General features: G+C 41.3%; 12 protein-coding genes and 1 riboswitch. All 12 genes read left to right on the forward strand.

Annotated elements, in window-relative coordinates:
• Window positions 1-50 precede the first annotated feature (50 nt).
• A riboswitch (FMN riboswitch) is annotated at window positions 51-167 on the forward strand.
• 175 nt (window positions 168-342) lie between these two features.
• The 12 genes from ribD (at window position 343) to AKG39_RS09160 (ending at window position 13,350) form a co-directional block, all read left to right on the forward strand.
• Complete coding sequence (ribD, locus tag AKG39_RS09105; protein WP_050740079.1) at window positions 343-1,437, forward strand: bifunctional diaminohydroxyphosphoribosylaminopyrimidine deaminase/5-amino-6-(5-phosphoribosylamino)uracil reductase RibD; 1,095 nt, start codon at window positions 343-345, stop codon at window positions 1,435-1,437.
• A complete protein-coding gene (locus tag AKG39_RS09110; protein WP_050740080.1) occupies window positions 1,438-2,088 on the forward strand; it encodes a riboflavin synthase in 651 nt (216 codons plus the stop codon).
• Between the two features lie 10 nt (window positions 2,089-2,098).
• A complete protein-coding gene (locus AKG39_RS09115; protein WP_050740081.1) occupies window positions 2,099-3,298 on the forward strand; it encodes a bifunctional 3,4-dihydroxy-2-butanone-4-phosphate synthase/GTP cyclohydrolase II in 1,200 nt (399 codons plus the stop codon).
• Between the two features lie 23 nt (window positions 3,299-3,321).
• A complete protein-coding gene (ribH, locus tag AKG39_RS09120; RefSeq protein ID WP_050740082.1) occupies window positions 3,322-3,786 on the forward strand; it encodes a 6,7-dimethyl-8-ribityllumazine synthase in 465 nt (154 codons plus the stop codon).
• Between the two features lie 140 nt (window positions 3,787-3,926).
• The gene (locus AKG39_RS09125; RefSeq protein ID WP_242852585.1) at window positions 3,927-4,472 is read left to right on the forward strand and encodes a V4R domain-containing protein; all 546 of its coding nucleotides are present in this window, start codon (window positions 3,927-3,929) and stop codon (window positions 4,470-4,472) included.
• On the forward strand, window positions 4,469-6,091 hold the full coding sequence (locus AKG39_RS09130; protein WP_050740084.1) for a sensor domain-containing diguanylate cyclase: 1,623 nt from the start codon (window positions 4,469-4,471) through the stop codon (window positions 6,089-6,091). Before AKG39_RS09125 ends, AKG39_RS09130 begins: the two co-directional genes overlap by 4 nt.
• A gap of 177 nt (window positions 6,092-6,268) precedes the next feature.
• Window positions 6,269-7,096 (forward strand): CheR family methyltransferase, encoded by an 828-nt coding sequence (locus AKG39_RS09135; protein WP_050740085.1) that lies wholly within the window; start codon window positions 6,269-6,271, stop codon window positions 7,094-7,096.
• A gap of 29 nt (window positions 7,097-7,125) precedes the next feature.
• Window positions 7,126-10,092: a response regulator gene (locus tag AKG39_RS09140; RefSeq protein ID WP_050740086.1), complete on the forward strand. Its 2,967-nt coding sequence runs from the start codon at window positions 7,126-7,128 to the stop codon at window positions 10,090-10,092.
• Entirely contained in the window at window positions 10,082-11,641 is a 1,560-nt protein-coding gene (locus AKG39_RS09145) for a diguanylate cyclase domain-containing protein (RefSeq protein WP_050740087.1), read from the forward strand. Before AKG39_RS09140 ends, AKG39_RS09145 begins: the two co-directional genes overlap by 11 nt.
• Entirely contained in the window at window positions 11,638-11,988 is a 351-nt protein-coding gene (locus AKG39_RS20680) for an HD-GYP domain-containing protein (protein WP_050740088.1), read from the forward strand. The genes AKG39_RS09145 and AKG39_RS20680 overlap by 4 nt, the downstream gene beginning before the upstream one ends.
• Before the next feature lie 38 nt (window positions 11,989-12,026).
• Window positions 12,027-12,596 carry a carbonic anhydrase gene (locus AKG39_RS09155; protein ID WP_050740089.1) on the forward strand — a complete coding sequence of 190 codons (570 nt, stop codon included), beginning with the start codon at window positions 12,027-12,029 and terminating at the stop codon, window positions 12,594-12,596.
• A gap of 205 nt (window positions 12,597-12,801) precedes the next feature.
• Window positions 12,802-13,350 (forward strand): TetR/AcrR family transcriptional regulator, encoded by a 549-nt coding sequence (locus tag AKG39_RS09160; RefSeq protein ID WP_050740301.1) that lies wholly within the window; start codon window positions 12,802-12,804, stop codon window positions 13,348-13,350.

Genomic DNA, 13,350 nt, shown 5'->3' on the forward strand with positions numbered 1-13,350 from the left:
GTATTCATTGACAAAGCAAATACCACATGGTACAATATAAAACAATTGAATATGATCTTCAGGGCAGGGTGCGATTCCCTACCGGTGGTATAGCCCACGAGCCGCAAGGTATGATTCGGTGTAACTCCGAAGCCGACAGTGTAAAGTCTGGATGAAAGAAGATAAATGGTACATCTGCATAGTTTTCTATGCCACAATAGTTGTATTTTAAACCCTGAAATGTTTTGGCATTTCAGGGTTTTTTTATTACTATTTTGATTGCAGTATGACCTTGTTGTTTTTACAGACGCCTTGAAATTTTTTCAAGGTGTCTGTTTTTTTTATATAAGTGAGGTGAAATAAATGACTGATGAAATATTTATGCAAATGGCAATTGATCTGGCGCAAAAGGGTTGCGGCTGGGTGAACCCCAATCCAATGGTCGGGGCGTTTATAGTGAAGAATGGCAAAATAATCGGCCGTGGCTATCATCAAAAATACGGTGAACTTCATGCGGAACGTCATGCCATTGCTGACTGCCGAGGTTCCACCAGGGGCGCAACCTTATACGTTACCCTGGAGCCCTGCTGTCATCATGGAAAAACCCCGCCCTGTACCGATGCGATCATTGCAAGCGGCATTGCTAAAGTGGTGATCGGTTCAATCGATCCTAATGCTTTAGTGGCGGGTAAAGGCATTGAGATATTGAAAAATCATGGCATTGAAGTGGTAACCGGCGTTCTGACCGAGCAGTGCGAAAAGCTAAATGAGGTTTTCTTTCATTATATTACGAAAAAGACACCCTTTGTGGTACTCAAATACGCCATGACATTGGATGGTAAAATCGCCACCCGTATTGGAAAATCCAAATGGATTACCGGGGAAAGCGCCCGGGAAAAGGTGCATTTATCAAGGCATCGGCACGCGGGAATCATGGTCGGGGTGAATACCGTCATCGCCGATGATCCTTTGCTTACTTCCCGGTTACCCGATACGAAAAACCCCAGTCGCATTATCTGTGATACGCATTTAAGAATCCCAATTGATTCAAAGATTGTTAAAACTGCCCGGGAGATAGAAACCTATATTGCCACGAGCTGTGACGATCAAGAAAAGATCGAACCGCTTTTGGCAGCGGGCTGTATTCTTTTGCAGCTCCCAAAGAAAAATGGATCGGTGAATTTAAATGAATTAATGCAGCGACTGGGCGAAAAACAGCTGGACAGTATTTTATTGGAAGGGGGCTCAACACTGAATTTCAGTGCCCTGGAAAACGGTATTGTCAACAGGGTCCAGGCTTATATTGCGTCTAAACTGTTTGGCGGCGAAACCGCCAAAACACCGGTGGGCGGTAAGGGCATCAGCGAAGTTAACCAGGCATTTCGACTGAAAAATAGAGAAATTACGATTTTGGATGACGATATATTAATTGAATATGATGTGATGGGAGGGGTGTAAATGTTCACCGGAATTATTGAAGAAATTGGTAAAATTACAGCCATTCAAAAGGCTGGAAAGTCGTCAAAACTGGGGATCTGGGGAGATATTATTTTTGATGATCTGAAAATAGGCGATAGCGTTGCGGTTAACGGGGTTTGCCTGACCGTAAGCGCCTTTGGCAATAAAAATTTCACCGCCGATGTGATGAGTGAAAGCCTGGAGCGCAGTGAGCTTGGTAAGCTTAAGCCCGGGAGTTTTGTAAATCTGGAACGGGCCATGCCGGCCAATGGACGTTTTGGCGGGCATATGGTGTCAGGTCATATTGATGGTACCGGAACCATCACAAAAATGGAAAAAGATGAAAACGCAGTCTGGGTAACGGTGAAAGCAGAGAAGCGGATTTTAAAATACATTATCGAAAAAGGGTCCATTGCCATTGACGGCATCAGCCTCACCGTTGCCAAGCTTGATGATACCAGTTTTTCCGTATCATTGATTCCCCACACCGGACAACAAACAACCTTGCTGACAAAAAAAGTGGGTGAAGGCGTCAACTTGGAAAATGACAGTGTCGGTAAATATATTGAACGGTTTTTGACTTTTGAAGGTCAAAACACAAAAAGCCAAAACACAATTACCATGGATTTATTAAATAAATATGGATTTTAAGGAGAATATGATGTTTGAATTCAATACGGTAGAGGAAGCCTTAGAAGAGCTTCGACAGGGAAAGATTATTGTGGTCACGGATAACGAAGACCGGGAAAATGAAGGCGATTTAATCTGCGCCGCAGAATTTGCCAGTCCGGAGAATGTGAATTTTATGGCAACTTACGCCAAGGGTCTGATCTGCATGCCAATGGGCGAGGCCCTGGTGGCCAAATTAGGCCTGGCCCAGATGGTCAGTGACAACACCGATAACCATGAAACCGCCTTTACGGTATCCATCGACCACGTTGATACCACCACCGGTATTTCCGCCCTGGAACGATCAGTAACCGCGCTGAAATCCGTGGAGGATGATGCCAGGCCCGAAGATTTTCGCCGCCCCGGCCATATGTTTCCATTGCTGGCCAGGAACAACGGCGTTTTAGAAAGAAACGGACATACCGAAGCTACGGTTGACCTGATGAAGCTGGCGGATCTTAAAGAATGCGGTCTCTGCTGCGAAATGATGAGTGCAGACGGCACCATGATGAGAACCCCGGAGCTCATGGCATTTGCCAATACACATAAGCTCAAGTTTGTCACCATTACTGCCCTCCAGGAATATAAAAAACAAAAGGATCTGTTGGTTAATCAGGTTGCAAAGGCCAAAATGCCCACTAAATACGGTGAGTTTACGGTCTACGGTTATGAAAGCACCATCAACGGAGAAAACCATCTGGCACTGGTTAAAGGCGATATTTCCGGCAGTGCGCCGGTATTGTGCCGGGTCCACTCCGAATGCCTGACCGGGGATGCCCTGGGCTCTTCCCGCTGTGATTGCGGGGAACAATACGTCGCGGCAATGAAGCAAATTCAAAAAGAAGGCCGGGGCATTCTTCTGTACATGTTCCAGGAAGGCCGGGGCATCGGACTGATGAATAAATTAAAGGCCTATGAGCTCCAGGACAGCGGAATGGACACGGTCGAAGCCAATATCGCCCTGGGCTTTGACGAAGACCTGCGGGAGTATCATATTGCGGCCCAGATGCTAAAAGACTTAGGCGTGAAAAAACTCAGACTGCTCACCAACAACCCCGATAAAATGGAACAGCTGTCAGCCTACGGCATGGATATTGTCGAGCGTGTCCCCATCCAGATGGAAGCTTCCAAACACGACGTTTTCTATCTCAAAACAAAGCAACAAAAAATGCGTCATCTGTTAAATTATTAATCAAAATTAAAGGAGATTATAACATGAAGGTTTATGAAGGAAAGTTAGTTGCAGAAGGTATTAAGGTTGGGATTGTGGCAGCACGGTTTAATGAATTCATTGTGTCAAAGCTGTTGGGTGGGGCAGTGGACGGCCTGAAGCGACTGAATGTAAAAGAAGATGATATTGAGGTTGCCTGGGTGCCCGGTGCGTTTGAAATTCCCCTGATCGCAGCAAAAATGGCGAAGCTTGGGAAATACGATGCGATCATCTGTCTGGGTGCCGTTATCAGAGGTTCAACCACCCACTATGACTATGTTTGCAGTGAGGTTTCCAAGGGCATTGCCAACGTTTCATTAAATGCTGACATCCCAGTGATGTTTGGTGTGATTACAACCGAAAACATTGAACAGGCCATTGAAAGAGCCGGCACTAAAGCGGGAAACAAAGGTTATGACTGTGCATTATCCGCTATTGAAATGGTAAATCTAATTAAAGAAATAAACTAACCGAAAAAGAAGCATAACAAGCTTGACAAAGACCTTCCACATGATAAAATATTATAAAAAATACGGATGATTACGATGAATTCTTCTTAGAATTGAATTGTTGGTACTAAAATAATATTTTGATTATGGGAGGTTTTTTTTTGAATTCGAAACGAAAGTATGAATTTTCATGGGAGCTGCTGGGAGATATCGAAGCAGGTAGACCAAATTTAGGAAATACCACACGGGTAGAAATTTATCGGCTGATGCAATTTACGTTTAGAGACATCATCGAACAAAATCTGGGTTCACGTAAAACCGATGAGATCTTTTTTGCTGCCGGAAAATTGGCAGGGAAAGAGTTTTACAAACATACCATCAGACATACCGAGGATTTGAATGATTTTGTGAATCAGCTTCAGGAAGCCTTGAAGGATTTGGGTATCGGTATACTGAGAATCGAAAAAACAGATATGGAAAAAGGTGAGCTTACCCTGACGGTATCCGAGGACCTTGACTGTTCGGGATTACCCGAGACGGGCTATGAGATATGCACCTACGACGAAGGCTTTATCTCGTCACTGCTGGAAAGCTTTACCGGAAAAGCTTTTGAGGTTAAGGAAATTGACTGTTGGAGTACCGGGGATAGAACCTGTCGTTTCAGTGCAAAGGCAATAACGGAAATGAACCAAGAGGAACAAATATGATAAAAGAAGATTTACAAGAGCTTTTAAATTATTTAAAAGCTCTTGTTTTTGATATAAAAACGAATGCGGTTATTCCACAAAAATTCGCAGCGGATGAGGATTTTTTGGAATTGGATAAAAGCCTCAAATCCATTAGAAATGCAACTGTCGAATTGAGTGCGGGTAATCTTTCTTATGAGATCCAGGGCAAAGGTTTTGTTATTGGATCATTGAAAAATTTACAGGCGTCCCTTAGAAATATCACCTGGAAGACGAAGGCCATTGCCACCGGAGATTTTTCCCAAAGTGTCCACTTTCTGGGGGATTTTTCGGATGCATTTAACAGCATGACACAAAAGCTTGCGTCGTCGATCCTGGAAATGAAAGAGGCCCAGGAGCATTTTGAAATGGTGTTTCATACCATTCCCGACGCAACATTGATCACCAGCATGGATGAAGGGAATTTAATTGCCTACAACAAAGCTTTTTTGGAAATATCCCAATATACAGAAGCAGAAATACGAGATGAAAAGATAAATATGTTTAATCTGTATATTAGTCGAGACCAAAGAGGACTTTTACTTGAAAAACTCCGAAAAGACGGTTTTTCGCAAAACATGGAGGTTGCTTTTCAAAACAAAGATAAGGAAAAAATCATTGGCCTGATATCCTCAAAAATAATAAAGATAGAGGGCGAAGATCATATATTAAGCGTTATCCGGGATATTACACCCCTTAAAAAAATCGAAAAAAAGCTTCAGGAAAGTGAAGAAAGACATCGGCTTTTGGCTGATAATGCTGCGGATGTAATCTGGACCATGGATTTAGAAGGAAAGTTCACCTATGTCAGTCCATCGGTTCAAAAGCTGAGGGGATATTCTGTTGACGAAGTGCTCCAGCAATCCCAGGAAGAGTTGTTATGTCCGGGGTCGTTGATTTATATGCAGCAAGGACTGGAAAATGCCATTCGATCAGTGCAGAATAATCAACCATTCAATGTATTCAGGGGTGAGCTGGAACAACCCTGCAAGGACGGTAGCACGGTTTGGACAGAAACCACGGTTTCAGGGATTTACAATGAAAATAGTGAATTTATCGGGATGCTTGGGGTATCCCGGGATATTTCCGAACGAAAAAACATGGAAGAAGAAATCAGAAAGCTTTCGGTTACCGATAAACTGACTCAAATTTACAACCGCTTAAAATTAGATGAAACGCTGGAAGAGCAGTGGAACGATGCCAATAAAACCGAGATCCCTTTTTCTTTGATGATCGTCGATATTGATCATTTTAAATTTGTTAATGATACATTTGGGCACCAGGCTGGAGATATTGTTCTGGTTGAGCTTGCAAATATTTTAGAAATGAATGTCGGATCGGTTGATGTGGTTGGCAGATGGGGCGGTGAAGAATTTCTGATCATTCTTCCAAAAACAGATAGGGGCAGCGCATTACTGCTGGCAGAAAAACTAAGAATGTTGATTAATGAAAAAATCTTTACCAAAGTAGGAAAGATTACAGCCAGTTTTGGCGTTGCTGACTACAATAAAGATAGTTCACCGGATACCATTGTTTTCAGGGCCGATTCAGCCCTTTATAAAGCTAAAGAAAATGGCAGAAACAGAGTTGAGTATTTATAAGAAATTATTTATATAAATGAACCCAAAGCGTTTTGTCAGCAATCTGATAAAAATAAGTATAATTATTGCGATTATGGTTAAGAGCGGTTGTCACAGAAGGTTTAAAAGTGTATAGTATACCAAACACAGCAAGCAATTATTCCAAGTCGACGAGTTTTGGGCAAAAGGAGTGACAAAATGAATAAGGCATTAAACGAAATAATACAGGTGATGAAGCAAACATATAATATAGATATTTCCATGTATGATGAATCCTTTTTATTAAAATCTCTGGGCAGAAGATGGGGCGCGAATCAAGGGAACGAAGCCGAGAAGTACGTAGGATGTTTAGAGAAAAGCAGCGCCGAGGCCGAGGCCTTTTACCGTTCGTTGAACATCACATACAGCGAATTTTTCAGAAACCCGCTGACTTTTGCATTAATTGAGCAGTATATTTTACCCAGTCTTATCAGGCAGAAACCGATTGGTGGGGAGATTCGGGTCTGGTCCGCGGGATGCTCTGCCGGCCAGGAAGCCTATTCCATTGCCATGCTGCTCAATGAGTGCACAGATGCAACCGGGAATGCTCTTCGTTTTCGAATTTTTGCAACTGATATTTCCGAAACTGCTCTTACTCTGGCAAGAACGGGTCGGTATGATCAGGAGGCCATTCAACATGTGACCCTTAAACAGCTTCACAAATACTTTAGCAGAGAAAATGATAAATATACCATTGTTTCTGAATTAAAAGAGCATATCAATTTTTCAACCTATGACCTGATGGATAAGTATTCCGCTAATCCGCCCGAAAGTATTTTCGGGGATTTTGATATTGTTTTCTGCAGTAACCTGCTGTTCTACTATCGGCCTGAGTTGCGACGGTTGATAATCAGGAAGATGGAGAACTCAATGTCAGTGATGGGATATCTGATAACCGGCGAGGCAGAAAAAGCATTTATGCAAAAAGAAGGAAAACTGGAAATGCTGATCCCGGCGACGGCAGTTTTCCAAACCAATAAAAGATAAGGGGTCCGTAATTTACGGAGGCGACATTTATGAACATGAAAAATTTGAAAATTAAAACTCAGCTGAGGATTGGATTTGGAATATTGTTTTTTTTCGTTGTTGTGCTGGGAACTTTTAATTACCTTCAAAATAATGAAATTCGAGAGCAAAATGAAATCCTCTATACTCACCCGTTGCAAGTGACCAGCACCCTGGGTAGCCTGAACACGGATATTCTAAATATTCGCCTGGGCCTGAAAGATTTGATGTTGGCGGAAAGTGATCAGGAAAAATTAACGGCCGTACAACTAATGAGAGTATCGGATGCCGGTGTATTAGAGCAATTTGATGCTTTAAATGAATTATATCTGGGACCAGCCGAGGATATTGATGAAGCTTTTACAGCCTATCTCCAATGGAAAACAGCTTGGGAAGAAAATATTCAGTTATCGCTGTCGGGTGAGAATGAAAAGGTGAAAGAGAACCTAAGCTCAGAAGGTGTCGTTGCTCAGTATCGAAACCAGATGTTGGCGGGCATACAGAAAATCGAAGAATATGCAGAAAATAAATCAGATGCCCTTTTTATGACGACAATCGATCTAAATAATAAATTAAATCGCGAGTCAACACTTTTGATTGCGGTGATCCTGGTGCTTTCCCTTATAATAAGTACGGTCTTATTGCGAAATATTCAAAATCCACTTAAGGAATTGACCAATGTCGCCAATAAATTTCATAAAGGCGATATGAATGCCCGAAGTGGCTATCTGTATGAAAATGAGTTTGGGTTACTATCCGCTTCCTTTAATACGCTGGCAGATCGGGTTAAGATGAATATGGAACTCAATGAAAAGGTGGGAAACCTTGCTGAAGTGATGCTGAGTGAGGAAGAATCCAGGAATTTTTTCAGATCCACACTTACAGCTCTGGCCACTCAAACAGAAGCACAAATGGCGGCGATTTATTTATTGAGCAGTGATCAACGAACCTTTAAACATCTTGAATCCATGGGTTTGGATGAAAATGCAAAGAAGTCTTTTGATGCCGATACCCTGGAAGGACAATTCGGAGCGGTGATTACATCCGGTATTGCTCAAAAGATTAAAAACATCCCTGATGATACCCGTTTTGTGTTTTACACCACCAGCGGAAAGTTTATTCCCAGAGAAATTATTACAATTCCAATTCTTTCCGGGGATACGGTAATTGCCATTATTTCCCTGGCCTCAATCAGTACCTTTAGTGATGATGCGATGAAGTTGATTGACCGAACCAGCGATACCATGAGTGCCCGCATTGTGGGTATCTTGGCCTACCAGAAGATCAAGGAATTCTCTGAAAAACTGGAACACCAAAACCGTGAATTAGATACCCAGAAAAAAGAATTGGAAGCTCAATCCTCTGAGTTGAGCCAACAAAACACCGAATTGGAAATTCAGAAAAATCAGCTTAATGAAGCCAACCGATTAAAAACCAGCTTTTTATCAAACATGAGCCACGAACTTCGCACCCCGTTGAATTCGGTGATTGCTCTTTCAGGTGTTCTTAACCGACGGCTTGTGGATAAAATTCCCGAAGAGGAGTATAGTTATCTGGAAGTTATTGAACGCAATGGTAAAAACCTGCTAAGTCTGATTAATGATATTCTGGACATTTCCAGAATTGAAGCTGGGCGGGAAGAAATAGAAATCACAAAATTCGATGTGAATCGCCTCATTGCCGAAGTGGTGGACATGATACAACCACAGGCTAACGAGAAAAGTATCAAACTAATTCAAACATCCGAGAAACAGAAACGCTTCATCACCAGTGATGCGGATAAGGTTCGTCATATTTTACAGAATTTAATTGGCAATGCAGTAAAGTTCACAGAAAGTGGTACTGTGGAAATTAAAGCAAAGCCAAACGGTAGAAACATTGAAATAATTGTAAAAGATACAGGAATAGGGATTGCTGAAAAATATTCACAAACTATTTTTGATGAATTTAGGCAAGCGGATGGCAGTACGTCGCGAAAATTCGGCGGTACCGGATTGGGTTTGGCCATTGCGAAGAAATATGCCAATCTGCTGGGAGGCAGAATCTTACTTAAAAGCATAGTTGATGAGGGATCGGAATTCACACTTTTACTGCCTGAATTTTATGCCGGTGAAAACATTATAACAGAACTAATTCCTGAGTTTAAACATCTTAATAAACCGGCAGCGGTCAAACCAGTTTCAGGAGCTGCGGTTAAAACCATATTAATGGTTGAAGACAGCGAACCCGCTGTGATCCAGATTAAAGATTTATTGGAGGAAAGCGGTAATAAAATTCTGGTTGCCCGAAATGCCGGAGAAGCATTTGGAATCATGGAACGGGTTATTCCGGATGCTATCATATTGGATTTGATGATGCCCGGAGTGGATGGGTTTGAAGTGCTCAGAACACTCCGGGAAGCAGAATCAACAGCCCATGTGCCAGTGCTCATACTTACGGCAAAGCATATTACTAAAGAAGAACTTAAATCCCTGAAACAAAACAATATTCATCAGTTGATTCAAAAGGGGGATGTGAATCGAATTGAGCTTGAAAGTGCAGTTACCGCCATGTTATTTCCGGCGCGCGAAGAAGTCTCCAAGCCTAGGCGAAAACTCCAACATATTGAAGGAAAACCGATGGTGTTGGTGGTGGAAGACAATCCGGATAACATGATTACCGTGAAAGCTTTACTGAAAGGGGAGTTCAGGGTTATTGAGGCGGTTGATGGAAAAGAAGGCATTGCCATGGCAGAAAAATATGTTCCTGATCTCATTCTTATGGATATTGCCCTGCCTGGAATCGATGGCATAGAGGCTTTCAAAGCCATTAGAAAGTCGTCAAGATTACAAAAAATCCCCATTGTTGCTCTGACAGCCAGTGCCATGATTCATGATCGCGAAAAAATTCTGGTTCATGGTTTTGATGCATTTATTGCGAAACCCATCATTGAGATGCAATTTTTAAATGTGATAAGTGAGGTTCTTTATGGTAAATAGAAGATTAAAATTTTTAGCCATTGACGATAATCCGGATAATCTGATCACTTTAAAAGCGTTGATCCGTGAGGTGTATCCTGATGATCTGGTACTCACTGCCCTCAGTGGACCCAAAGGTCTCGAGCTGGCAGCACAGGAAGATCCAGATGTAATCCTTCTGGATGTAATAATGCCGGGAATGGACGGCTTTGAAGTGTGCCGTAAACTAAAAGAAGATAAAGACCTCAGGGATATTCCGGTGGTTTTTGTGACGGCCATCAGAGGCGACAAAGAGCATCGTATTCTGGCACTGGAATCCGGAGCTGAGGCTTTTCTGGCAAAACCCATTGATGAAACCGAGCTCACTGCCCAGATTCGGGCCATGGTGAAAATAAAAACAGCCAGCATGGAAAAGCGGGATGAAAAAGGACAACTTGCACGCTTGGTGGAAGAAAAAACCTGTGAATTGAAAAAAGCCCATTTGAAAACCATTGAATTGTTCGAAAGTCTTAAAGAGAGTGAAGAAAATAATCGTTTATTGATTACCCAAATGGAACAGGGTCTGGCTGTTCAGGAATTGATCTTTGATAAAACAGGGAAGCCTGATGATTACCGTTTTATTTATGTCAATGATAGTTTTGAACGATTGACCGGACTAAAAAGGGAAAATATTCTCGGACAGGTGCTGTCTGAAATCATGCCTGATTCCAAAAGGTTTCTCATGGAAAAACATGCGAGTTTGGTGATCACCTCGGAACCGGTACGTTATGAGCGATATTTTGAACAGTTTAAGAAATATTTTGAGGTTGTTGCGTATTCGCCCAAACCGGGCCGGGTGGCAGTGATTTTATCCGATATTACGGATCGTAAAAAGAAAGAAGAAGAAATTCTTTATCTCATCTATCACGATCACCTCACAGGGCTTTATAATCGCAGATTTTATGAAGAAGAACTAATCAGGCTGGATACCGAAGACAATCAACCCATCACGCTTGTGATGGCTGATGTTAACGGATTAAAGCTGATTAATGATTCTTTCGGACATGTTTTTGGGGATATGTTGCTGAAAAAAACTGCAGAAGCCATAAAAAAGGGTAGTCGTAGGGGTGATATTGTGGCCCGACTCGGCGGCGATGAGTTTGTGATGATATTACCCAATACCGATACTTTTGAAGCAGATCAAATCATAATTAGCATAAAAAAACTGGTAGAAAACGAAGCGATCGGTGCCATTAAGCTTTCCATTTCTTTTGGAAAAGCCACTAAGTATCACATCGACGAAAATATTCAGAAAGTACTTAAAAAAGCTGAAGACAGCATGTATCGATATAAGTTGTATGAAAGTGCAAGTATAAGAAGTAAGACCATTGACCTTATCATGAATACCCTTTATGAAAAGAGCAGTCGAGAGATGCTGCATTCAAAAAGAGTCAGTGAAATATGTGAAAAAATTGCAATAGAGATGAAATTTGATCAGGATCATATTAGTAAGATTAGAACCGCCGGTCTCATACATGATATTGGAAAAATGGGAATTGATGAAAAAATTCTGAATAACCGGATAAATTGAATAATGATGAATGGAAAGAAATGACCCGACATCCTGAAATCGGATATCGGATCTTAAGCGCTTCCAATGAGTTTTTGTATATGGCAAAATCTGTATTTGAACATCAGGAAAGATGGGATGGTAAAGGTTATCCCAAAGGACTTAAAGGTAATGAGATTTCAATGTCGGCGCGGATCATCGCCGTTGCGGATGCCTATGATGCAATGACCAGCGACAGAGCTTATCGTAAAGGATTAAGTGAAATCGAAGCGGTAGAAGAAATAAGACGGTGTTCCGGCACTCAATTTGATCCTGAGGTAACGAAGGTATTCATTGAAGTGGTTCTAAAAAAACAAGGTAAATATTGACCGACTAATTTTACCGGTAATCGAAAAGAGGTTCAGAGATGAGCGAGATAACTATTAATACCATAGAAGATGCGTGTCGGGCTCTGGTCCAGGGGAATAAATGCTATGTAAATGCCCAAAAAAAAGGCAATATTTCACAAATAATTAAATCCCAGATTCCGGAAGAAGGCCAGAAACCATATGCAGTGGTTGTAACCTGTTCTGATTCCAGAGTTCCGGCAGAATACATTTTTTCAGCAGGCATCGGAGAGCTTTTTGTGATTCGCACAGCGGGCCATGTTATTGGTGATTTTGAATTAGGCAGCATTGAGTACGGGGTTAAGTATCTCGGCGCGAAAGTGGTGTGTGTTCTGGGGCATAATCATTGCGGTGCGGTTAAAGCCGCCATGGGCAACCATGGGAAAGGTTATGTTCAAAAGATATTGAATGAGATCATTCCTGTTATTACCGGCGAAAAGGATGTGGAGAAATGCGAGAAACTAAATATTGAAAACAGCGTTTCCAGAATAATGGAAAGTGATATGATAAAGAATCTCACAGCAGAAGGATACGTAAAAATCATTTCAGGGAAATATGACATTGAGACAGGGATCGTGGAATTTTACTAAACATTGAATATCATGCGTCAGAAGAATGGGATCAAGGCTTTGAGGGCCTTGATCCTATTTTTTTACGTCATTTTAAGCTATTTTGAAAAACGAAGCTAAAAGAAACGTTTACAGCCATAATTTGGCTTGACAAAATAAAAATTAGAGGTATGATAAACATCGGCTACCTTACGGTAGGTAGGTAAACGAAAGAGAGGTTTTGGAATTGGAAACAAAGAAAAAGATTATGAATTCGGCATTTAGATTGTTTTCCGAAAAGGGCAATGAATTTTCACTGACTGAAGTAGCGAATGAAGTTGGGATTAAAAAAGCTTCTATTTATGCTCATTTTATAAGCAAAGAAGTTTTACTTTATGAAGTGATTGATCAGGAAATTTACGAGTACTTTTTTGAGATCGATGAACAAAGTCGGGATTTAAAAAGTACCTTCGATATGATATTAAATTATTATAGCAAATCGAAGGCCAAACGATACTTTTGGAAACGGCTGTTATTATTTCCACCCGCAGTGTTTGAAACCACCCTCATTTCGAAAATCAACAAGCTGACGGAACAGCGTTATGCAATTATAAAAGATTTAATAAAATTAAATATGGAAAAAGGGATCATCAGACCTCAAGATCCAGAAACAGTGTTATATTCATTTCTTGCAATGATTCATGGGTTAGTCTCAATCTCTATTATTTACGAATCAGAGAATTTGAAAATAAATCACGATGATATATGGCAAAATTTCTGGAATGGTATTAAATAA

Source organism: Acetobacterium bakii (assembly GCF_001263355.1).
In the GTDB taxonomy this organism is placed as follows: domain Bacteria; phylum Bacillota; class Clostridia; order Eubacteriales; family Eubacteriaceae; genus Acetobacterium; species Acetobacterium bakii.

Excerpts from the sequence above, each read along its gene's own strand:
- AKG39_RS09140 (WP_050740086.1), top strand. The coding sequence starts at position 7,126 with ATGAACATGAAAAATTTGAAAATTAAAACTCAGCTGAGGATTGGATTT.
- ribD (WP_050740079.1), top strand. The coding sequence starts at position 343 with ATGACTGATGAAATATTTATGCAAATGGCAATTGATCTGGCGCAAAAG.
- AKG39_RS09155 (WP_050740089.1), top strand. The coding sequence starts at position 12,027 with ATGAGCGAGATAACTATTAATACCATAGAAGATGCGTGTCGGGCTCTG.
- AKG39_RS09135 (WP_050740085.1), top strand. The coding sequence starts at position 6,269 with ATGAATAAGGCATTAAACGAAATAATACAGGTGATGAAGCAAACATAT.
- AKG39_RS09130 (WP_050740084.1), top strand. The coding sequence starts at position 4,469 with ATGATAAAAGAAGATTTACAAGAGCTTTTAAATTATTTAAAAGCTCTT.
- AKG39_RS09115 (WP_050740081.1), top strand. The coding sequence starts at position 2,099 with ATGTTTGAATTCAATACGGTAGAGGAAGCCTTAGAAGAGCTTCGACAG.
- ribH (WP_050740082.1), top strand. The coding sequence starts at position 3,322 with ATGAAGGTTTATGAAGGAAAGTTAGTTGCAGAAGGTATTAAGGTTGGG.
- AKG39_RS09110 (WP_050740080.1), top strand. The coding sequence starts at position 1,438 with ATGTTCACCGGAATTATTGAAGAAATTGGTAAAATTACAGCCATTCAA.
- AKG39_RS09145 (WP_050740087.1), top strand. The coding sequence starts at position 10,082 with ATGGTAAATAGAAGATTAAAATTTTTAGCCATTGACGATAATCCGGAT.